Here is a 20168-nt window from a genome sequence, read left to right on the forward strand (position 1 = left end):
AATTTAGTACCTACCTTTTTTATAATGAATGGAGTAACAGAAAGGGGTTCAACTGTGGAATACTTATATATAATCTCCGCAATCTTGTTTGGTCTCATTGTGTACGTTCTAGTTTCTGGAATGCGCTTGAGAAAAGCAGTCACAAATTTAACGCAAGAACAATTCATCGAAGGATATCGTAAATCTCAACTAATTGACGTTCGAGAGCCAAAAGAATTCGATAATGGGCACATTTTGGGAGCGCGTAATTTACCTAACTCTCAGCTTCGTCAACGTTATAAAGAAATTCGTCCAGACAAACCAGTTTATTTGTATTGTCAAAGCGGCTCTAGAAGCGCACGTACTGCTCTTTTCCTAAAGAAAAAAGGATATAATCAAGTATATCAGCTTCAAGGTGGATTTCGCCAATGGACTGGAAAAGTAAAATCAAAAAATTAATGATTTGGAACCCATTTTATATGGGTTCTTTTCATTTGTAATAAAACAGTGATTAATTTCTATTTTTTTACGTGTGATTTACTTTAATTTGTCTAAACGATCGATTCTCAGGACCAGGCGATCGATTCTCTGGACTAGGCGATCGATTCTCGACATAAGACGATCGATTCTCAGGACCAGGCGATCGATTCGTCATAATCAATATCCATTTCATCCTATAGGACCATCCTTTGAGTACTCCATCTACTTCAGCAATTTTTCCTCACCGATAAAGTCATTTATCTCTTCCCATAACTAGAATCTGGTATATTTCATTCCCAAAAAAAGACTATAGATCCCCTTTAACAAGAGGGTAATCTATAGTCCGTATCATTTATGCTTTTGTATAACGAAGAATAGGATTACGTGCAGCTTTTGTCTCATCTAAGCGTTTGATAACTGTTGTATGAGGAGCTTCTTGCACAATTTCTGGATTTTCTTCGACTTCTTTTGCAATTTGAATCATTGCATCGATAAAAGCATCGAGTGTTTCTTTCGATTCTGTTTCTGTTGGTTCAATCATCATACCTTCTTCCACATTGAGTGGGAAGTAAATTGTCGGTGGGTGGTAACCGAAATCAAGTAATCGTTTTGCCATATCTAGCGTTCGAACACCTAATTTCTTCTGTCTTCTACCACTTAACACAAACTCATGCTTACAGTGCCTATCATATGGTAAATCAAAGTATGGCTGTAGTTTCCGCATCATGTAATTTGCATTTAACACCGCATACTCTGTTACTGCTTTTAAACCGTCTGGACCCATAGTACGGATATACGTGTAGGCACGGACATTAATTCCGAAATTCCCATAGAAAGGTTTAACTCGCCCAATCGATTGAGGACGATTATAATCGAACGTATAGCCATCTTCCGTTTTAATTAGCACTGGTTTAGGTAGGAAGGGAATTAAATCTTTCTTCACTCCTACAGGACCAGATCCCGGCCCTCCACCACCATGAGGACCAGTGAAGGTCTTGTGTAAGTTTAAATGAACACAATCAAATCCCATATCTCCTGGTCGAGCTTTTGACATAACCGCATTTAAGTTAGCCCCATCATAATATAGTTTGCCGCCAACTTCATGAATGATTGCTGCCATCTCTAGAATGTGTTCTTCAAATAATCCAAGTGTATTGGGATTTGTCAGCATTAGTGCTGCTGTGTCTCTACCAACTACTCGTTTTAAGTCTTCTAGATCGACCAATCCATGTTCGTCGGATTTAACTGTAACTGTTTCAAATCCTGCAACAGTTGCGGAAGCTGGATTTGTACCGTGTGCTGAGTCGGGAACTATTACTTTCGTCCGCTCAAGGTCTCCATTTGCTTCAAAATACGCACGAATCATCATTAGTGCCGTCCACTCACCATGTGCACCAGCAGCAGGTTGAAGTGTTACTTCGTCCATCCCTGTAATCTCGATAAGATGCTCTTGAAGATCGTACATTAATTCCATTGCACCTTGAACGGTGCTTTCATCTTGTAATGGATGAATATTTGCAAAACCTGAGAAACGTGCAACTGCTTCATTAATTTTCGGATTATATTTCATCGTGCACGAACCTAGTGGATAAAAACCAGAGTCAACTCCATGATTTCGCTTTGAAAGCGCAGTATAGTGTCTCATAATATCTAGCTCCGAGACTTCTGGTAATTCAGCTGGAACTTCTCTTACAGCTTCAGTAGGTAATAAACTTGAAAGATCAATTTCCGGTACATCTAATTCAGGCAAACTATAGCCGATCCGTCCTTCTTTTGTCATTTCAAAAATTAACGGTTGATTGTCTTTATGCACGATAAGCCCCCACTTCCTGCACGAATGCGTCAATTTCTTCTTTCGTTCGTTGCTCTGTTACTGCAATCAAACATTGTCCATCCCATTTTTCTGAAACTCTTCCTAAATCAAACCCGCCTATAATCCCTTTATCGAATAAGACTTTATTTAGAGCTGTAACATTCGATTTAAGATCAATCACTAGTTCATTAAAATGAGCACCTTGATAAAGGACGTGAATACCTGCTTTTTCAAGTGCTTTCTTTGCATAATGTGTCTTCGCAATATTTTGTATGGCAATATCTTGGATTCCCTGTTTTCCTAATGCAGTCATAGCAACAGAAGCAGCCAAAGCATTGAGCGCTTGGTTCGAACAAATGTTGGAGGTCGCTTTATCACGACGAATATGTTGCTCTCGTGCTTGAAGTGTAAGTACAAACCCTCTACGACCAACTTCATCAGTCGTTTCACCTACTAGACGTCCTGGAACTTTTCGCATTAACGCTTTTGTCACGGCGAAATAACCACAATGCGGTCCTCCAAATGATTCAGGAATTCCAAACGGTTGAGCATCTCCTACCACGATATCTGCCCCTAACTTGCCTGGAGGTGTTAATACGCCTAAAGAAAGGGGGTTTGATGACACAACAAATAACGCTTTTTGTTCATGCGCGATTTTTTCGATTGTACTTAACGATTCGATTTGACCGAAGAAATTCGGATATTGAACCATAACAGCGGCAATTGAATCATCCATTAATGAAGTTAATGCTTCCACATCTGTTATTCCATCTTTCGATGGAACAACCACTACATCAATTGATTGACCAAGCGCATATGTTTTTACCACATCTATTGATTCCGGATGAACTGTTTCAGACACTAGAATTTTTTTGCGGCGTGTATGACCTGCAGCTAGCATACCAGCTTCCGCCAAAGCAGTTCCTCCATCGTACATAGAAGAGTTTGCTAAATCCATGCCAGTTAATTCACAAATCATCGTCTGAAATTCAAAAATCGCTTGAAGCTCTCCTTGAGAAATTTCCGGTTGGTAAGGAGTATAAGCGGTGTAAAATTCTGAACGAGAAATAACATGATCTACAATAATTGGTTTGTAATGATCATAGACCCCTGCACCTAAAAAACTGGCATATGATTTTGTATCTGCATTTTTAGCTGCTAGTGCCGCTAATTCTTTCGTTAATTCATTTTCAGACTTTGCTTCTTTAATGGCATAATTCCCCTGAAATCTTACTTTCTCCGGAATATCAGCAAACAAATCATCAATCTTTTCAACGCCAATCGCTTCTAACATTTCTAATTGGTCTTGTTCCGCCATTGGTAAGTAACGATGCTTCATGCTAAAGATACCTTCTTCCCGCTATTATTTTTGTCGTTTATAAAAAGGTGTTTCAACTATTTTAGCTTTTAATTTTTTTCCTCTAATTTCTACTTCAACCTCTGTTCCTAACTCTGTGTAAGAGGATTGTATCAAAGCTAACCCAATATTCTTTTTCAATGTAGGAGATTGTGTTCCAGTAGTAACAAAACCAATTTTTTCATCACCAGTATAGACGTCGTAGCCAAATCTTGGAATCCCTTTATCAATCATCTCGATTCCAACTAATTGACGCGGGACACCTTGTTCTTTCTGTTCTACGAGAACCGATTTTCCGTTGAAATCTTCGTTTTTTTTCAATTTAACAACAAAACCAATTCCCGCTTCTAAAGGAGAAATATCTTTCGATAGTTCTTGGCCATAAAGTGCAAGACACGCTTCAAATCGGAGAGTATCACGAGCACCTAATCCACAAGGCTTTAACTCTTCGCTTGTTTTTGATAATAAATCATTCCACAACGCCACAATTGCTTCCGGTTTTCCGTAAATTTCAAATCCGTCTTCTCCCGTGTATCCAGTGCGTGAGACTAAAAAAGTAGAGTCGCCGATTTTGACATCCGCATTAAAACGGAAAAAGCCAATTTCAGATAAAGGCGTCGAAGTAAATCGTTGTAGAATTTCCTGCGCTTTTGGGCCTTGTAACGCTAACTGCCCAAAATTGTCCGAAACATTTTTAATCTCTACGTTTCCAAAACTATTATCCATCATCCATTTATAATCTTTTTCAATATTAGAAGCATTTACTACTAATAAATAACTTGTTTCGTTATACCGGTAAATTAATAAATCATCCACCGTTCCACCATCTGTGTAACACATCGCCGTATACTGTGCTTGCCCATCTGACAATTTCGCCACATCATTCGTCACTAACTTTTGCAAATAAGCAAGACTATCAGGACCTTCAACGGCGATTTCACCCATATGAGAGACATCAAACAATCCTGCGTTCGTGCGCACAGCTTCATGTTCTTCTTTGATGCTAGAGAATTGGACAGGCAACTCCCATCCTCCAAAGTCAATTGTTTTTCCTCCCGAAGCAGCATAGGAATTAAATAAAGGGGTTCTTTTTAATGAATTACTCATGTGTTATGCCTCCTAAAGTGAAGTGCTAGTATGTTCAATTTTACAGATGGAAGACTCACTTCTTTTAAACTACGAGGTAACCTGTGTTTTTATCTTTGTACCATTTTCTAAACTACCTCATGAAAAAAGGACAGAGAATCCCCTTAAATGGATTCTCTGTCCTGTGACCTGAAAGTTTAGCCATTTGGCTTGCCTCGTTGGTAGTCAATAATGACTTTCTCCAGAGTCGCGTCCAATACGAGTCTTTTTGCCTGAGAGATTGACAATCACAAGTTTGCTCCTTCGGCGACACATCAAAGTGTTCTCTCCTCGTACTCTCTACCGCTATACAACCTAATAAAGTTATCAAAGAAGTGAAAATCTTTCTTATATCCTAACATTAGTTATGTAATTCGGCAATCATTTTTAAATCAATCACTAAAAAACGAACAATAAAAGTATAATAACTTCTAATGTTCGCTTTTTAGTCTTTCCACCTGGAAGGCTGCATATTCAGTTATTTGACGAAGCGATCTACTCTCTGTTCGAATCGTAATGTGAGCTGCTTTTTTATAAAACACTCGTCTCTTTAGATATAACTGGTGTAATTCTTCTTTTGTCGATCGTTGTACAATTGGACGATTGGGATCACGATGAATTCTAACCCATAAATCATCAAAAGTGGCATCTAGAAATAATACTAGTCCTGTTTTTCTCATCAACTTAATATTTTCAAGATCGGTAGCAACTCCTCCGCCAGTGGAGACAATACACCACTCATCTCTTGTCGCCGCTAGATAGTCTTTTTCTAATTGACGAAAGTAAGCTTCCCCATTTTCTTCAAAAATCTCTGGAATAGATTTGCCCGTCATACGGACAATTTCTTTATCCATATCATAATATGGCAATTTCAACATAAAACTCAATCGCCGTCCGATTGCACTTTTTCCACTACCCATGAATCCGACCATGTAAATCCTCTTCATCCCTGCTATTCCTCCATTTCATTTATGGTAGCAGAAAAATAATAACTTTCCAACATTTCATAGAACTGAATAGAAGACAAAAAAGAAAGGATAAAGTAGCTGACAAAAAACAACACGATAACAAGTACGACTAACGCAAGTGGAAAACTGGCCCCTTTCTCGTTTAACTTATCCACTAATTTGAAAGGATTGTTCATAAATTTCCCCACTATTTTTCTTCACTCTTAAACGAATTTCATGACCATACTTTGTGAAAGTTACAGCTTTTACATGCAATAACATTGGTTCGTTCCCTAATTGATTTCGCTGTTTTCGTATTTCATTTCCATTTAGCTCGATATCGTATGATTCATTTATTGTCGTGATGCGTATTCCACTAGATTGATTAATTACAATTACATTCACTTGCTCATCTAAATAATTTCTGGTATCCATTAAAAACAGATCCCATTGTTGTTCTTGATTATTCGCAAGTAAATTATTAGTCGTACCTAAAAAATGAAAAATCGTTGGAAGTGTGGCTACGACAAATAGAAAGATGGAAAATTGGAGTATCGATTCAATCAGGGTGAACCCCTTTTGTGTTAATACTGACGGCAAAAAGAAAGTTCTTTTATCTCTTGTTTGTAGAAAATGCATAACTCTTTCTCCTTCCAGTGCCACGTATACATCTGATCATTCGTCAATGTCTCGCCATCCAAATAACCCTTTCTATATCCGATAGAAGCTTCATACGAAACTTGTGCTATTCTAGCCATCATTCTTTTTTCAGATAGATGGTAATTCATTGAAAGAAGGAACGGGATAAAACAACCGACGATTAATAAGATAATTTGAATGCTAAGTAAACTTTCGAATAAGGAATATCCTTTTTCATTCTGCGAGTTCCATTCTCCCCTTTCCTATATAAAATTTAACGTATTCTTTTTTCTGCCCGTTCTCAAAAACTAATGTTCCAAATTTCACAATAGTACCGTTCGGGTTAAATGAAACACTGGTTAAGGTTCCTTCGTTCCGATAGACTATTTCACTTGGAATATCTCTTGTGAAAAGTGTTTTTGTAAAAGACTGTCTTGCAACATACCGGGTACCGTTATTCGTAAAAACAATTTCAGTCGTTTGATTTGTTGTAATTGCCTGTAATTGAATCGTCATCACATCTTTTTCCAATTGTTGATAAAAAGATAAAAAAGACTGTTCTCTTTGTATGTTAGAATACCCAGCAATGGTAACGGAAGTGATGACCGTAACGATTAGCAAAACAATCAACACCTCGATGAAAGTGAACCCTTTATTCACGGTGAAGCGACAGCTGCGACAGAAACCTCTCCTTGCGCATTAATGTCGATCTGTCTTCCATCCGGACATGTTTGTTGTTGAGCAGTTAAATAGTCTTCATCCGTTAAGTTTTGAAGGGTTGGAACTGACTTATTTTCTATTTGATATGCCTCGACTTGTCCCTCTATCATTTTCATAAAAGCTTGACATCCTTTTTCATCTATTGTGGCGGAGTGCTTTGTCACATTTGGAATAGCGATCAAGATTAAAACAGAAATAATAAGCAGCACCATCATCATTTCAATCAACGTAAAGGCTTTTTCATTGCGAATATAGATCATCGTCATTCTCCTTTAGACTAATTCTATTAATTGATACATTGGTAAAAGGATTGATAAATACGAAAGGATAATTGCTAGTGCCACAAGTATAAATACAATTGGCTGTATTTTTTTGATGAGGCGTTCTAGCTGATTCCCCATTTTTTCGGTTAAATGGTTACTGTATAAAACAAGTTCTTTTCCAACATGACCATGCATTTCACCATAATAAATAATGTCATACAGATCTTTCCGGAGAAATTCATTTTTAAGAACTGCTTGAGAAAGACTGTCTCCAACCATTAATAGGTCTAACATATCAGTCGTAATTATTAAAAGAACTGGATGCTGATAAAAAGTACATATGGTATCAAATGCATGCTTACTGGAAGTATTGCTGATTAATAGTGTCCCTAAAACTAATGCGTAACTTCTTGTCCAATAGGAAACTAGAAAATCTCCAAACCATGGAATCTTTCGTAACTTTTGCATTTTTTTTCGTAAAGTGTTCTTTCGGTAAAGTAAAAACCAGCTTCCTACTATTACAATAAGAAGTAAAAGCAATATGGATAGAAGGCTCGGAATAGAATTCATAAAAGCAACTGTGAGATTTTCCTTTTCAGCACCACTATGTACTCTACTTTGATATAACCTTTCCATATTCGGATATAAATACAATCGAAAAATTACCATTAATCCTGCTAGCATCCCAAATAGCACCATCGGGTAAACCATAATTTGTTGCAATTTTGTTTTGGCTTCTCTTTCCATTTGTATATAATTCGCGGTGTGAACTAGGGACGTAATTAAATCTTCCGAAGTAGACACTGTTAATAATGGAAACAACATCTTTTGAGGAATGCCTAAACTTCCGAATAAGTCGTAAATTGGTTCACTTACATTTAAAGGAAACGTTTCAACTTTTGTGTAATTTGTCGAATACAAAGGAATGAGAAGTAAAATAGCATGTTGAATTGTGTATCCTTCTTGAAGCAATTCCACCGTCTTTCGCAAAAAGATATGCTGATCGTTTACAGGAATAAGCGGGTTTCGGTTAATTCGTCGGGTAAAAACTGCCATTGAGCAAACCCTCTCTTAATTGAAACCGAATCGTTTTTTCTATTGGCAATTCGTATTCCCATCCCTCTGAGAGATAGGACAAACAATCAGATAACGAAGCACCTTGTAATATCTCTACTAATGCTTTTCGTTTTTTCCCCTTTTCGATTTCCTCCGACGTGATTTCAACTAATTGCTGAGAAACAAGTGCTAATACACCTTGTCGAATATCCTCCATTCGAACTCCCAGATCTCGTAAACGAAAAATGGAACCAATTGAATTCGATGCATGAATCGTTGACAATACTAAATGACCTGTTAGTGCTGCTTCCATAGCGATACTAGCCGTTTCAGAATCCCTAATCTCGCCGATGAAAATAATATCTGGAGAGTGACGGAGTAATGACTTAATTCCCTTTGCATAGGAAAGGCCAGCATTTTCGTTTACTTGAACTTGTAAAACATTGGCTAGTTTAATTTCAATGGGGTCTTCAATTGCGATGACATTTTTCCGAAGGACTTGTGCACAATATTGCAACATGGAATACGCAGAAGTCGTTTTTCCAGTTCCTGTTGCTCCTGCTATACAAATTAAACCGTAACGGTTTGACAAGAGGAGGCGAAAATAATCAGCCATATCTTCTTGAAAAAATAGATCATCTAAACTTTTGGTCTGTAAATGGGATTGAAATCGTAGTGCCACACTTTCCAAATTATGCGCTGAAGGAAGTGTAGAGAGACGAATCGAAAAAGCGATATTTTGAAGTTCTAGCTCGAAAGAGCCGCTTTGAGGTTTGCGTTTTTCACTTATGTCTAATTGCGCTAACAATTTCCAATAGGTGATGAGTCGTATCCCTAATTCCAGTGGGAGTGAACAATACATGGTTAATTGTTCCTGTATTCTGTAGACAATGGAAAAATGATTATCTTTGGGGATAAGATGAAGATCAGTAGCATGGAGATCTAATGCTTGTTGAAAAAAATTAACACTCTTTTTTTCTAATAATTGGTTTATTGTCATCGTTTCTTTCATCCAAAGCCAACAGAGACCGCTCACTGTTGGTGATTGAAGTATACAACTAGTTTCTTTTTAAAGAAAGACTTGTCCCGAAAATAAAAATTCCCCCCTCAAAATGAGGGGGAAATGAAATTTTTCTTAAACTGCAGCAGATAAATTTCGTTTATTCGAAAGGGTAGAAAGTTGTTCTGGTTGATATCCTACTACTAAACGTTGTTCTGAAACTAAAATTGGACGACGTAACAATTTAGGGTTTTCCACCATAAGATTTACCACTTGCGACAGGGATAATTCGTCAATATCCAGATTTAAATCTTTAAAAGATTGACTTCTAGTCGCTAGCAATTCGTCCACACCATCTGTTGTTAGTGACAATAAATAATACAATTCTTCTTGCGTCGGCGTTTCACGGAACAAATGTCTTTCTTGAAAATCCACACCATTTTGTTGTAACCATTTTTTTGCCTTACGACAAGATGTACAAGACGGGTAAGTATAAAATAGTACTTTTTCCATTTTAATAGCCTCCTAATTTTCTTCGTTATTTGTTATACACATTGTACAACATTTGTATAACCTTTGTCACTATTTAAATGAAATTATTTTTTCCTACACTTTTCTGTCACATTCAAATACGATTCCAGAGTTTACAATGACTTTACGTACACTTATAATAGGATTAGATGAAATTGCATCCTTGGAATAAAAGGAGGGACCATAAATGGGCAATATGTATAAAGTAATGGGATTTTGGACAGGAATTTTTGCAGTAATGTTCTATCTCGGTGGTATGACAGAAGCGTCTTTATTATTTTTAGCAAACACGGGCTTATTCATTCTTTTAGGCTTCTTGAATCTATCTGAACGTATGTACATCTATATCTTCGGAGCATATTTGACAGTGTTCTTTGCTGGATTTACGTACTACACAACATTCATTCATGTACCTGGTGCTGGCCACTAAAAAACAGCTGTCACTTAGACAGCTGCATGATCTGTAGAAGACTCTTCGTAAAGAGTACTTCTACAGTTTTTTTTTGCTCTTTTTTTCTTCACATAGTGTAATTAAATTTTCATCGTCTCTTTAGCGAAATATCATTAGTTGAAACCGTTAAGAAAAGGATTAGTTTCGATTTCTGCTCCTATCGTAGTTGGTTCCCCATGTCCCGAATAACATATCGTGTCTTCCTCTAAAGGTAAAAGCTTTTGATGTATGGAGTCCAGCAATTGTTGAGTGTTACCACCTAACAAGTCTGTGCGACCAATACTACCTTTGAATAACGTGTCGCCAACAAATGCGATATTTTCTCCAACTAATACATACGTGATACTGCCTGGGGAGTGTCCTGGTGTAAAAAGTAGTTGGAAATGAATATCGTCAAATGATAACGTTCCTTCTTCAGTAATCAAATGATCTGCTGGATTTGTTGTGATATTAGGTAACTCTGCATAATGTCCAGAACCATTTTTCATTGGATCTTCTAGCCAATCTTTTTCTTTCTTGTGTAAATAAAGTGGAATGCCCCACTTTGTCCGTACAAATTCTACTGCTCCTACATGATCAAAATGTGCATGCGTTAACAAAATCGCTACAGGTGTCAATTGTAAACGTGTTAACTCTTTCACTAATTTTTCTCCATTTCCCCCTGGATCAATCACCACACACTTTTTTGAAGCATTTGAAACGATATAACAGTTCGTTTGAATCCAGCCTAACGGGTATGTTCGAATAGAATACATATTTTCACCTCCCATTGATTGTATCAAATTTCGTGATTATGGACAGTGTTCAAAGAACGTTCAAGATTAACGCTCGACATCGTATTAGAAAGAAATTATAATAGAGAGAGTAACGACAGTCGACATATACAATCCATGTCGGAAGGAGTATTCACATGAACTTATTAATGGTTATTTTTGGTTTAGTTTCAATTCTTGGATTAATCGGAACGTATGTAGCATTTAAAGAAAAGAACATGCTAGGTGTTGCATTTAATTTTCTAGCATTCGCTATTTTTGGATGGTTTACATTCATGACAATTAAAGATCATGGATTCCCACCAATTTTACATTAAAGGTAATGATGAAATTCATTTCTTGAATATTCATTCCCCCTCTGAATCGGAGTTAACTCCAGTTCAGAGGGGTTTCCTTTTATATCGGGGTTCCTTACTATCTATATTTGTTGCATAACACGTAGTTTTTATTGAAAAAGCATTTAAATAGTGAGTTGAAATGTTTCTAAAAGCAATCTAGCTAATAACAACACCATCTATCTAACATTTCCTATGTAGATTTCCCCTCCTTTCTCCTTTACTATCCATATGAAGTAAATAGTCGTAGTAAAAATCTTGGTTTTACCTTCACACCTAATATAGGTACCACTTCTAAAAGAGAATTCCTGCAAATAATGTCATCAAAAAATCCGAACGACATCTGGATTCTCAATAAATACAGATGGGTCGTTCGGATTATCTATTTTTTAATAATATTCGTTTCTGAAAAAGCTTAATTGCATTTACTGATCTTTAGAATCTTCTGTTTCACCATCAGTCAATAGTTTACCTGTCTTATCATCATAAAATCGTAATAAGTCTCCAATAATGATTTGATCAGAATAGTTTAATTCTTGTTGTGCACGTTTTGCATATGGCTCGCAGGCTTCCGTATCAGTTGCCTCACCAGTCATTTTATCGTAGCAAGTATTTGCTGCAAATACATAGTCTTCTGTTACAAATCGACCATCTCGTAAAATCGCGAAATCTTCATGATCTGGCGAAAACAAATCTGCACCTAACTGCATATCTTTCGATGTATCAATTCCTGCTAAGTGCAAGACAGTAGGTCGAATATCTACTTGAGAAGCAACTTCTGTCATTTCTTTTCCTATACCGGAATCCGGGATATGAATAAATAAAGGAACACGTTGTAATTGTGCATTTTCAAATGGTGTAATTTCTTTCCCTAAATATTGGGACATTGCAGCATTATGATTTTCAGAAATACCATAATGATCACCGTACATCACAATAATGGAATTATCATATACGCCACTTTCTTTCAATTTTTCAAAGAATACTTTAATTGATTCATCCATGTATCTTGCTGTTTGGAAATAACGATTCAACGTTCCAGAATTAGAATCGTATTCATCGATAAACATGTCCTCATCATCTAAATGGAAAGGATAGTGGTTTGTTAACGTAATAAGACGACTGTAGAAAGGTTGGGGCATTTCTTTCATGTGATCGACAGACTGTTCGAAGAAAGGAATATCTTTCATGCCCCAGTTCACGGCTTGCCCTTCTTCGATTGTATAACTATCTACATCATAAAACTTTTGCGTTTCCATCGCTTTATACATCACATCACGATTCCAGAAACTTTTATTGTTTGCATGCATGACGGATGTAAAATAACCATTGTCATTCAATTTTTCGGAAAAAGAATTAAATGTGTTTCCACTATTTGTAAAGAATACAGCTCCTCCACCTATTCCATACAAACTATTTTCTACAATGAATTCAGAATCGGAAGTTTTTCCGAGACCAGTATTGTGATAGAAATTGGAAAAATAAAAGGTGTCTTTATCTTTTGTTAACTCATTCAAAAATGGCGTTACAACTTGGCCGTTCATTTCACTATTAATAACAAAATTTTGTAGCGATTCTAACGAAATGTAAATAATGTTTTTATCTTTCGCAATTCCAAATAACTTTGGATTAGGATCAATTTGGTTAGCACGAACGTAGTTATTTACTTCCACTAATTCGCTTCCATCAGCTAATACACGTTGGGCTTGTGATTTCGATTGAATGTAAATATCATATAAATGATAATTATACGTTCCGATATTTTTGACTAATAACTCACGGTCAAAACTACGAGTAAGTAACTGTGGACGTTCTGTCTCTGAAAGTCCTAAATTTAAAAACAATACAGCAGCAGATAAAATAAAATACGCTCTGCGAACAGATGATGACATGCTATACGATTCTTTTGCAATTGCCATAAATTTAACTACCGCGATTAATATGAAAACATCCGCGAAATATAAAATATCTGTCCAATAAATGCTTTCTAGAGCAGACGTTCCTAGATCTCCGAAATTGTTCGTTTGAAACAATACTGGTATTGTAATAAAATCGCTAAAGAAACGATAAAAAGCCACGTTTAAATAGAGAATGATTGATAAGACAATACTCGTTCCAATCAAATATCGATTACGGTTTTTAACAGAACGGAAAAATAACGATACTCCGTAAACTAACATTAAAAAACTTAAAGGATTGATGAACAAAATAAATTGTTGCATCATGTTTTCAATTTTCATATTAAAGCCGACTTGATATGCGATATACGTTTTAATCCATGTGATGATAATTGCTATTGCAAGAATCGAATGTTTTGGCCATTTAAATTCTTTCAATCCAAACACCCTCCTCTTTCTTCAAATATTAGGAAATTCTTTCAAACATCTATATATGATAAGTTTTTTTAAAGATATTTGCAACTGATTTCCTGTACCCGTTATTAGACGGATAAAAACCAAAATAGTTTCATTTTCGAAGTAATTATTTATTTGTTTGATTACTCTTTAAAATAAGTACTGCAGTTTGATATTCTCGGACAGATAAAATTCCACCATCATACAACTCTTTTAGTTCCATTTGCATCAATTCAATATCTGCATTTTTATCCTTCGTATAAATGTATGTTCCAAATTGTTTCAACAATTGTTGTACATCATAAAAAGTTTTCATTGTTTCTTTCCTCTTTACACGAGATGACTTGCTGGGAAGTGATTAACATATCAACTGGAAGATCATATTTCTCCACAGGAACGTCCATTCGCAATTGCTCCGTAAATGCAAGAGAGACCGTATCCCCCTTGAATCCAGCTAAAAATCGATCATAATATCCCCCGCCGAAGCCGATTCGATACCCTTCTTTGTTAAAGGCGATACCAGGAACAATGAGCGCATCGATTGACTCTTTACTAGCAAGAGTGGTTTTTTGGGGATTGGGTTCTTGTAAATATAAAAAGACATTTTCTAGTTGATCGAAACTGGTAATTTCATAGAAATCCATTTCTCTCGTTTTATGCGTACATTTAGGTACCACCACTTTTTTTCCCAATTCCCAAAGCTTTTCGATAATGTGCCTTGTTTCAATCTCTGGGTAATGGGAGATTGTAATACCGACTTTTTGCCAATTTGGTTGGTTCTTTACACATTGAATAAGGAGTGATTCAATTTGTTCTTGTTGATCACCACGCGACTCTGGATGCATGGCTGATAATGTTTTAATGATCGATTCTCGTATTTGTTTTTTCATCAGCTAATCACATGCCTTTCAGAAAAAAAACCAAAACCCGAGCAGGTTTTGGTTTGGATAATCTTATTTTGTTTCACGGTGTAAAGTCATTTTCTTCTCACGTGAACAATATTTTTTTAATTCAAGACGCTCAGGGTTATTACGCTTGTTTTTCTTGGAGATGTAGTTACGTTCACCACAATCTGTACAAGCCAACGTGATATTAACGCGCATGAGTTTCCCTCCCACTCTTCTTCAGTATTTCTTTCTTGCATGAGCTATATTTATACGACTTTCCTATTATAACATATCCCTTCAAAAAAGCTACTATGTTTTTCTTAAGATACCCCAAATTTACTTATACTTTATGATATGATGATGGAAACGAAAATTGAACGAGGTGTTTGCATGACTTTAGAAATTACCATCATCTTACTAGGAATACTCATCGTCATTATTTCTCTTTTTATTCCAAGCAAAACAAAACAGCTGTCGAAAGATATGGAAACGATATCACTCGAATTTTATCAAGATCAGCATCAAGTAAAAAGAAGATTAAAGGCAATCGAAGAAGAATTAATGCTAACATCTCCCCCAGCGAAGGTAAATGCTCCTGTTCAAGCAAAACCAATACATGATATTCTGATTAATCAAGTGAAAGCTTTACATCAGCAAGGATACAGCGTAAAAGAAATTAGTGCTCGATCTTCTTTAACGAATGATCAGATTAAATCGATTATTGGAGGAAGATAGTGTGAAGGAAATTTTACAAGGCGTTGGAATCGGTCTTATTCTTTCAGGATCACTATTTTGGTTTATGCAAGAAGAAGACATCAGTCATTCCTCTAACGAGATAACAACGACGAACAAAGAGAAAATAGCGCATCTTACAAAACAGCTAGAAGAAAGAGATGCGCAATTAGCAGAAGTTCAACTCGATTTATTACAAGCACAACAAGAAACAACTGCAGAACCTTCTCTAAGTGAAGGAACGAAGCAAGAAGAAGTTCCAGAGGAAGATGAAAAAAGTAATAAGGTAGTTCTAGTTGTTCAACCAGGCATGAGTTCAGGAGAGATTAGTGCAATACTGGAGGCAGAAGGTATTATTCAAAACAAAAAAGATCTTGATACGTACCTAGCAGATAACAACCTATCAAGTCGCATTCAAATAGGTTCCTACACTCTCTCCAAAGATATGACGTTAGCAGAAATCGCAAAAGTATTAACGAAATAAAGAAGTAACGAAGCAAAGTACTTTCCTTGCATTCATGTAAAGGAGAATAGCAAGCTTATTTCACTAAATGACATAACCGAATATAAACAAAACACCCTTATAATTCCATCGTCAAATGGAATTACAAGGGTGTTTTGTTTTTGTGATTAATGCGAAAAAATACAAAATTTCTTGGGATTACGAATTTAAATCAATTAGATTTCCGGTTGTAACAAAAAAAGTTTCCTCGGCAATGTTCGTAATATGATCCCCAAAACGTTCAATATGTCGTGCGACGAACATAAGTTGAATGATTTGTTCTGTATGTTCTGGATGTTTCGGAACTAGCTTCATCAAATCGTGGACGACAATTTTGTGCAAGCGATCAACTTCATCATCTTTTAATGCCGTTGCTTCTGCTAAAACGTTATCCTCAGATATAAACGCATCGATACCTTCACGAAGCATTTCTGTAACACGTTCCGCCATTTGAGGGATGTGTTCAATTGGTTTTACTAATGGTGTTTCGCCTATTCGTATTACCCCTTTGGCAATATTAACTGCTAAGTCACCCATTCTTTCTAAATCGGATGCCATTTTATTCGCAGCTAAAATTTTACGTAGATCCTTTGCAACCGGATTTTGTGTTGCAATAAGCGTCATCGTCATTTTATTCACTAAAGACTCAAGATCATTTAAAATTTTGTCTGATTCGATAACGTTTACCGCTTGTTCAATTTGTTGATTTTTTAAACTGTCTACTGAATCACTCATCATTACTAAAACGTGTTCCACCATTTTTTTTAAGTTTTCTTGTAGTTCATGTAATGATTGATCAAAATGTTGTCTCATTTACTTTTTTACCCCTCTCCATTAACCGAATCGACCAGATACATAGTCTTCTGTTTTTTGATTTTTAGGATTTGAAAAAATGACATTTGTATCGTCGAGTTCTATTAATTCACCCATATAAAAGAATGCAGTTTTATCTGAAATACGTGCCGCTTGTTGCATATTATGAGTTACTACGACGATCGTATATGATTTCTTCAACTCCAAAATTAGCTCTTCCACTTTTAATGTTGAAATTGGATCGAGCGCTGAAGTAGGTTCATCCATCAAAAGAACATCAGGCTTTGTCGCTAACGCCCGTGCAATACATAGACGTTGTTGTTGTCCTCCAGAAAGTCCTAATGCAGGTCCATTTAACCGATCCTTTACTTCATCCCAAAGCGCTACATCTTGTAAGCTTTTTTCTACTAATTCCATTAAATCTTGCTTTTTTTTATTTCCATGTACCCGAGGACCGTATGCCACATTATCAAAAATGGATTGAGGAAAAGGATTCCCCTTTTGGAATACCATTCCTACGTGTTTGCGAAGCTCTACTAAATCAACATCTGATTGTAAGATATTTTGACCTCGAAAAAGAATTTCTCCGGACATTTTCACGTTAGGTACTCGTTCTACCATTTTGTTTAACGTTTTGACAAATGTAGATTTCCCGCAACCTGAAGGACCGATCATGGCTGTAACTTCTTTTTCTGCTATGGGAAAATTAATTTCTTTTAAGGCATGATTGTTGCCATACCACAAATTCAAATCATTTATTTCAAATACATTTTGCTGTTTCACTAATGCTGACAATTGTCGCGGCCTCCTAACTAAAACGACCAGTAATATATTCCTCTGTTTTTTTCTCCGAAGGATTTGTAAATATTTTTTCTGTTTGGTCATATTCGATTATTTCTCCCTCAAAAAAGAAGGCAGTTTTGTCCGAAATACGAGAAGCTTGTGCCATGTTATGAGTCACGATCACAATTGATACTTCTTTTTTTAACTCTACAATTAATTCCTCAATTTTGGCATTAGAAATTGGATCCAGAGCAGATGCGGGTTCATCTAATAAAAGTACACTCGGTTTCATCGCTAGTGCTCTAGCAATACATAGTCGTTGCTGCTGCCCTCCTGATAATGAAAGAGCAGATTCATGTAACCGATCTTTCACTTCGTCCCAAAGTGCAGCTTTTCTTAAACTTTCTTCCACTATCTTTTGGAGTTGAACTTTATCTTTTATACCGTCATATTTCAAAGCATGTACAATATTTTCGTAAATCGACTTTGGAAATGGATTTGGTTTTTGAAAAACCATTCCGATTTCTTTTCGAAGTGCAACAACATTGATGTTATCAGATAAAATATTTAAGCCTTCATATCCAATATCACCTTGAGCAAATGAAATGGGTATTAGATCATTCATTCGATTTAAGCTTCGAAGAAACGTTGATTTTCCACAACCTGAAGGACCTATTAATGCGGTCACTTTATTTTTTTCAATATCCATCCGGACATTTTTCACTGCACGATTATCTCCATAATAGATATCTAAATCTCGAACTTCTAGGATATTCATTTACATCTACCTTCCTTATTTCGAAGCAGTCATTTTTTTGAAAATTAAGGCGCCTATTCCTCGTGCTGCCAAATTAAATAACAACACAGAAATTACGAGAACAGCGGAAGCTCCATTTGCTACTTGCTCTACATCTGGAATAATACCTTGTGTGTTCACGGACCAAATGTGTACAGCCAACGTCTCAGCAGGGCGGAATACATTTAGTGGCGAGTTATCAGCAAAAGGATTCCAGTTTGCATAATCGAGACGAGGTGTAGATAACCCCGCTGTAAATAAAAGAGCAGCCGCTTCCCCAAAGACACGTCCTGACGCTAAGATTGCACCTGTCAAAATAGAAGGGAAGGCAATTGGAACAAGTATGGTTTTTATCGTATGCCATTTTGTCATACCTAGTGCTAAACTTGCTTCTTTTTGATCACGTGGTACGGTGCGAAGCGCATCTTCCGTTACTCGCACCATAACTGGTAAGTTAAAGACCGTCAGTGCCAAGGCACCACCAATAATGGAATAACCCCAACCTGTTAAATTAACAAAGACAAGTAACCCGAACATTCCTATTACAATAGAAGGAAGCGAGGCAAGCACTTCAATACATGTTCGAATAAAGCCTGTTAATTTAGTATCCTTTGCATATTCTGCCATATAAATACCACCACCGATACCAAGAGGTACAGTGAAGATCATCGTGATAAATAAGACATAAAAAGAATTGAATAATTGATCTCGAATTCCACCGCCAGCTCGCACTGTGCTAGAAGGAGTTGTTAAAAAATCCCATGTGACGACAGGTAATCCTTTCGTCAATATATAACCGAATAGCGCTATAAGTATGGCTACGATTAAGAAAGCAATTGCACCGAATATCGAAGTAGCGATTTTGTCCCAAGCTTTACTAGACATTAAATTTTCCTCCTAGAAGACAGGTACCGAATAAACAGTATGAAAGCAAACGACATGACGAGTAAAATAAGTCCCATTGACCAAAGCGTGTTATTTTCTAAACTTCCATATGTTGTATGACCCATATTGAGTGTAATGATGGTAGTTAAGGTTGCAGACGCATCAAGAATAGAGCTTGGTAGTTCTCGTACATTCCCAATTACCATTTGAACTGCTAGTGCTTCTCCAAATGCGCGTGCCATCCCTAATACAACTGCGGTTAACAATGATGGCATTGCTGCTTTTAGTAAGACTTTACGAATAGTTTGCCAACGAGTTGCACCTAATGCATAGGAACCTTCTCGTAAGTTGTTAGGTAAAGAAGCAAGAGCATCTGTAGAAATCGAAATAACCGTTGGTAAAATCATAATCGACAAAACAATTGTTCCAGCTAACAAACTAAATCCAATACCACCAATATTGTCACGTAGAAAAGGTACTAATACAGTTAAACCAATAAACCCGTAAACTACCGATGGAATTCCGACTAATAGCTCAATCACTGGTTGTAAAATTTTTCGTCCCCAAGAAGGAGCAATTTCTGTCATGAAGATTGCAGCACCTATGCCAAGCGGCGCTGCTATTAATGCAGATAAAAATGTTACTGCAAACGATCCAAAGATGAATGGAAATGCACCAAACGACGGATTTTCTCCAACCGGATTCCAGTCTGTACTTGTGATGAATTCAAATATATTAAGTCCGTTTGTAATAAAAGATTGCATTCCTTTACTTCCGAGAAAAATAGTAATGGCAATTGTCGCACTGATCATGATGAGTGCAGCCGCAGTTACATAAATCTTTCCCCGAACTTCATCTAGCCGTCGATTTTTTTTTGATAGGATAAGTCGGTCTTGTGCCGAAAGTTCCTTGTTTTTCATATGGACACTCCTAAATGTAAAAAGCGA

General features: G+C 36.5%; 26 protein-coding genes and 2 riboswitches. Of the genes, 5 read left to right on the top strand and 21 right to left on the bottom strand.

Annotation, left to right across the window (positions count from 1 at the left end; genetic code table 11):
• Positions 1–54: 54 nt before the first annotated feature.
• Complete coding sequence (locus tag D3873_RS06540) at positions 55–438, top strand: rhodanese-like domain-containing protein (protein ID WP_238473750.1); 384 nt, start codon at positions 55–57, stop codon at positions 436–438.
• A gap of 373 nt (positions 439–811) precedes the next feature.
• On the opposite strand, the gene gcvPB is transcribed toward D3873_RS06540, so the two are convergent.
• From gcvPB to D3873_RS06595, 11 genes are all read right to left on the bottom strand, one after another.
• Positions 812–2272, bottom strand: coding sequence for an aminomethyl-transferring glycine dehydrogenase subunit GcvPB (gcvPB, locus tag D3873_RS06545; RefSeq protein ID WP_119883296.1), 1461 nt, complete (start codon positions 2270–2272; stop codon positions 812–814).
• Positions 2265–3611 carry an aminomethyl-transferring glycine dehydrogenase subunit GcvPA gene (gcvPA, locus tag D3873_RS06550; RefSeq protein ID WP_119883297.1) on the bottom strand — a complete coding sequence of 449 codons (1347 nt, stop codon included), beginning with the start codon at positions 3609–3611 and terminating at the stop codon, positions 2265–2267. The genes gcvPB and gcvPA overlap by 8 nt, the downstream gene beginning before the upstream one ends.
• Positions 3612–3635: 24 nt before the next feature.
• Positions 3636–4736: a glycine cleavage system aminomethyltransferase GcvT gene (gene gcvT, locus D3873_RS06555; protein WP_119883298.1), complete on the bottom strand. Its 1101-nt coding sequence runs from the start codon at positions 4734–4736 to the stop codon at positions 3636–3638.
• A gap of 154 nt (positions 4737–4890) precedes the next feature.
• A riboswitch (glycine riboswitch) is annotated at positions 4891–4962 on the bottom strand.
• Positions 4963–4965: 3 nt separating this feature from the next.
• A riboswitch (glycine riboswitch) is annotated at positions 4966–5057 on the bottom strand.
• A gap of 128 nt (positions 5058–5185) precedes the next feature.
• Positions 5186–5701 carry a shikimate kinase gene (locus tag D3873_RS06560; protein ID WP_119883299.1) on the bottom strand — a complete coding sequence of 172 codons (516 nt, stop codon included), beginning with the start codon at positions 5699–5701 and terminating at the stop codon, positions 5186–5188.
• A gap of 5 nt (positions 5702–5706) precedes the next feature.
• Positions 5707–5898 (bottom strand): hypothetical protein, encoded by a 192-nt coding sequence (locus D3873_RS06565; protein ID WP_119883300.1) that lies wholly within the window; start codon positions 5896–5898, stop codon positions 5707–5709.
• Positions 5870–6340: a competence type IV pilus minor pilin ComGF gene (gene comGF, locus D3873_RS06570; protein ID WP_119883301.1), complete on the bottom strand. Its 471-nt coding sequence runs from the start codon at positions 6338–6340 to the stop codon at positions 5870–5872. The genes D3873_RS06565 and comGF overlap by 29 nt, the downstream gene beginning before the upstream one ends.
• A 234-nt stretch (positions 6341–6574) precedes the next feature.
• Entirely contained in the window at positions 6575–7000 is a 426-nt protein-coding gene (gene comGD, locus D3873_RS06575; protein WP_119883302.1) for a competence type IV pilus minor pilin ComGD, read from the bottom strand.
• Positions 6997–7320 carry a competence type IV pilus major pilin ComGC gene (gene comGC, locus D3873_RS06580; protein ID WP_119883303.1) on the bottom strand — a complete coding sequence of 108 codons (324 nt, stop codon included), beginning with the start codon at positions 7318–7320 and terminating at the stop codon, positions 6997–6999. The genes comGD and comGC overlap by 4 nt, the downstream gene beginning before the upstream one ends.
• Positions 7321–7332: 12 nt before the next feature.
• Positions 7333–8379 carry a type II secretion system F family protein gene (locus D3873_RS06585; RefSeq protein ID WP_119883304.1) on the bottom strand — a complete coding sequence of 349 codons (1047 nt, stop codon included), beginning with the start codon at positions 8377–8379 and terminating at the stop codon, positions 7333–7335.
• Positions 8354–9379 (bottom strand): competence type IV pilus ATPase ComGA, encoded by a 1026-nt coding sequence (gene comGA, locus D3873_RS06590; RefSeq protein ID WP_162920153.1) that lies wholly within the window; start codon positions 9377–9379, stop codon positions 8354–8356. Before comGA ends, D3873_RS06585 begins: the two co-directional genes overlap by 26 nt.
• Positions 9380–9514: 135 nt before the next feature.
• On the bottom strand, positions 9515–9892 hold the full coding sequence (locus tag D3873_RS06595) for a Spx/MgsR family RNA polymerase-binding regulatory protein (protein WP_119883306.1): 378 nt from the start codon (positions 9890–9892) through the stop codon (positions 9515–9517).
• 205 nt (positions 9893–10097) lie between these two features.
• On the opposite strand from D3873_RS06595, the gene D3873_RS06600 reads away from it, so the two are divergent.
• On the top strand, positions 10098–10340 hold the full coding sequence (locus tag D3873_RS06600) for a DUF2626 domain-containing protein (RefSeq protein WP_119883307.1): 243 nt from the start codon (positions 10098–10100) through the stop codon (positions 10338–10340).
• Positions 10341–10474: 134 nt separating this feature from the next.
• Here the strand turns inward: D3873_RS06600 and D3873_RS06605 are convergent, their stop codons facing one another.
• A complete protein-coding gene (locus D3873_RS06605; protein WP_119883308.1) occupies positions 10475–11116 on the bottom strand; it encodes an MBL fold metallo-hydrolase in 642 nt (213 codons plus the stop codon).
• 155 nt (positions 11117–11271) lie between these two features.
• Here D3873_RS06605 and D3873_RS06610 point away from each other — a divergent pair, with 155 nt between their 5' ends.
• Positions 11272–11451, top strand: coding sequence for a DUF2759 domain-containing protein (locus tag D3873_RS06610; protein ID WP_119883309.1), 180 nt, complete (start codon positions 11272–11274; stop codon positions 11449–11451).
• A gap of 443 nt (positions 11452–11894) precedes the next feature.
• Here D3873_RS06610 and D3873_RS06615 read toward each other — a convergent pair whose 3' ends face one another.
• From D3873_RS06615 to rpmG, 4 genes are all read right to left on the bottom strand, one after another.
• Positions 11895–13805, bottom strand: a complete 1911-nt coding sequence (locus D3873_RS06615) for an LTA synthase family protein (protein WP_119883310.1) — start codon at positions 13803–13805, stop codon at positions 11895–11897.
• 145 nt (positions 13806–13950) lie between these two features.
• The gene (locus D3873_RS06620; protein WP_119883311.1) at positions 13951–14139 is read right to left on the bottom strand and encodes a YqgQ family protein; all 189 of its coding nucleotides are present in this window, start codon (positions 14137–14139) and stop codon (positions 13951–13953) included.
• Positions 14123–14713, bottom strand: coding sequence for a 5-formyltetrahydrofolate cyclo-ligase (locus D3873_RS06625; protein ID WP_119883312.1), 591 nt, complete (start codon positions 14711–14713; stop codon positions 14123–14125). Before D3873_RS06625 ends, D3873_RS06620 begins: the two co-directional genes overlap by 17 nt.
• 63 nt (positions 14714–14776) lie before the next feature.
• On the bottom strand, positions 14777–14926 hold the full coding sequence (gene rpmG / locus D3873_RS06630) for a 50S ribosomal protein L33 (protein WP_053588882.1): 150 nt from the start codon (positions 14924–14926) through the stop codon (positions 14777–14779).
• Between the two features lie 174 nt (positions 14927–15100).
• On the opposite strand from rpmG, the gene D3873_RS06635 reads away from it, so the two are divergent.
• On the top strand, positions 15101–15445 hold the full coding sequence (locus D3873_RS06635; RefSeq protein ID WP_119883313.1) for a hypothetical protein: 345 nt from the start codon (positions 15101–15103) through the stop codon (positions 15443–15445).
• 1 nt (position 15446) lies between these two features.
• Positions 15447–15926, top strand: a complete 480-nt coding sequence (locus D3873_RS06640) for an endolytic transglycosylase MltG (RefSeq protein WP_162920154.1) — start codon at positions 15447–15449, stop codon at positions 15924–15926.
• A gap of 177 nt (positions 15927–16103) precedes the next feature.
• Here D3873_RS06640 and phoU read toward each other — a convergent pair whose 3' ends face one another.
• The 5 genes from phoU to pstC are packed head-to-tail and all read right to left on the bottom strand — an operon-like array spanning position 16104 to position 20141.
• Positions 16104–16757 carry a phosphate signaling complex protein PhoU gene (gene phoU / locus D3873_RS06645; RefSeq protein WP_119883315.1) on the bottom strand — a complete coding sequence of 218 codons (654 nt, stop codon included), beginning with the start codon at positions 16755–16757 and terminating at the stop codon, positions 16104–16106.
• A 21-nt stretch (positions 16758–16778) separates the two neighbouring features.
• Positions 16779–17552, bottom strand: coding sequence for a phosphate ABC transporter ATP-binding protein PstB (gene pstB, locus D3873_RS06650; protein ID WP_238473751.1), 774 nt, complete (start codon positions 17550–17552; stop codon positions 16779–16781).
• A 13-nt stretch (positions 17553–17565) separates the two neighbouring features.
• On the bottom strand, positions 17566–18318 hold the full coding sequence (pstB, locus tag D3873_RS06655) for a phosphate ABC transporter ATP-binding protein PstB (protein ID WP_119883317.1): 753 nt from the start codon (positions 18316–18318) through the stop codon (positions 17566–17568).
• 15 nt (positions 18319–18333) lie between these two features.
• Positions 18334–19221, bottom strand: a complete 888-nt coding sequence (gene pstA, locus D3873_RS06660) for a phosphate ABC transporter permease PstA (protein ID WP_119883318.1) — start codon at positions 19219–19221, stop codon at positions 18334–18336.
• Positions 19221–20141, bottom strand: coding sequence for a phosphate ABC transporter permease subunit PstC (pstC, locus tag D3873_RS06665; RefSeq protein ID WP_119883319.1), 921 nt, complete (start codon positions 20139–20141; stop codon positions 19221–19223). The genes pstA and pstC overlap by 1 nt, the downstream gene beginning before the upstream one ends.
• Between the last annotated feature and the right edge of the window lie 27 nt (positions 20142–20168).

Origin of the sequence: Paenisporosarcina cavernae (assembly GCF_003595195.1) — a bacterium.
GTDB lineage: Bacteria > Bacillota > Bacilli > Bacillales_A > Planococcaceae > Paenisporosarcina > Paenisporosarcina cavernae.

What these genes read in the sequence shown, in the direction of transcription:
- gcvPA (WP_119883297.1), bottom strand. Translation starts at nt 3,611, where the DNA reads ATGAAGCATCGTTACTTACCAATGGCGGAACAAGACCAATTAGAAATG.
- D3873_RS06585 (WP_119883304.1), bottom strand. Translation starts at nt 8,379, where the DNA reads ATGGCAGTTTTTACCCGACGAATTAACCGAAACCCGCTTATTCCTGTA.
- comGA (WP_162920153.1), bottom strand. Translation starts at nt 9,379, where the DNA reads ATGACAATAAACCAATTATTAGAAAAAAAGAGTGTTAATTTTTTTCAA.
- gcvT (WP_119883298.1), bottom strand. Translation starts at nt 4,736, where the DNA reads ATGAGTAATTCATTAAAAAGAACCCCTTTATTTAATTCCTATGCTGCT.
- pstA (WP_119883318.1), bottom strand. Translation starts at nt 19,221, where the DNA reads ATGTCTAGTAAAGCTTGGGACAAAATCGCTACTTCGATATTCGGTGCA.
- D3873_RS06595 (WP_119883306.1), bottom strand. Translation starts at nt 9,892, where the DNA reads ATGGAAAAAGTACTATTTTATACTTACCCGTCTTGTACATCTTGTCGT.
- D3873_RS06625 (WP_119883312.1), bottom strand. Translation starts at nt 14,713, where the DNA reads ATGAAAAAACAAATACGAGAATCGATCATTAAAACATTATCAGCCATG.
- pstC (WP_119883319.1), bottom strand. Translation starts at nt 20,141, where the DNA reads ATGAAAAACAAGGAACTTTCGGCACAAGACCGACTTATCCTATCAAAA.
- D3873_RS06560 (WP_119883299.1), bottom strand. Translation starts at nt 5,701, where the DNA reads ATGAAGAGGATTTACATGGTCGGATTCATGGGTAGTGGAAAAAGTGCA.
- D3873_RS06620 (WP_119883311.1), bottom strand. Translation starts at nt 14,139, where the DNA reads ATGAAAACTTTTTATGATGTACAACAATTGTTGAAACAATTTGGAACA.
- phoU (WP_119883315.1), bottom strand. Translation starts at nt 16,757, where the DNA reads ATGAGACAACATTTTGATCAATCATTACATGAACTACAAGAAAACTTA.
- D3873_RS06635 (WP_119883313.1), top strand. Translation starts at nt 15,101, where the DNA reads ATGACTTTAGAAATTACCATCATCTTACTAGGAATACTCATCGTCATT.
- D3873_RS06610 (WP_119883309.1), top strand. Translation starts at nt 11,272, where the DNA reads ATGAACTTATTAATGGTTATTTTTGGTTTAGTTTCAATTCTTGGATTA.
- comGF (WP_119883301.1), bottom strand. Translation starts at nt 6,340, where the DNA reads ATGCATTTTCTACAAACAAGAGATAAAAGAACTTTCTTTTTGCCGTCA.
- comGC (WP_119883303.1), bottom strand. Translation starts at nt 7,320, where the DNA reads ATGATCTATATTCGCAATGAAAAAGCCTTTACGTTGATTGAAATGATG.
- D3873_RS06600 (WP_119883307.1), top strand. Translation starts at nt 10,098, where the DNA reads ATGGGCAATATGTATAAAGTAATGGGATTTTGGACAGGAATTTTTGCA.
- rpmG (WP_053588882.1), bottom strand. Translation starts at nt 14,926, where the DNA reads ATGCGCGTTAATATCACGTTGGCTTGTACAGATTGTGGTGAACGTAAC.
- D3873_RS06605 (WP_119883308.1), bottom strand. Translation starts at nt 11,116, where the DNA reads ATGTATTCTATTCGAACATACCCGTTAGGCTGGATTCAAACGAACTGT.
- D3873_RS06565 (WP_119883300.1), bottom strand. Translation starts at nt 5,898, where the DNA reads ATGAACAATCCTTTCAAATTAGTGGATAAGTTAAACGAGAAAGGGGCC.
- pstB (WP_119883317.1), bottom strand. Translation starts at nt 18,318, where the DNA reads ATGAATATCCTAGAAGTTCGAGATTTAGATATCTATTATGGAGATAAT.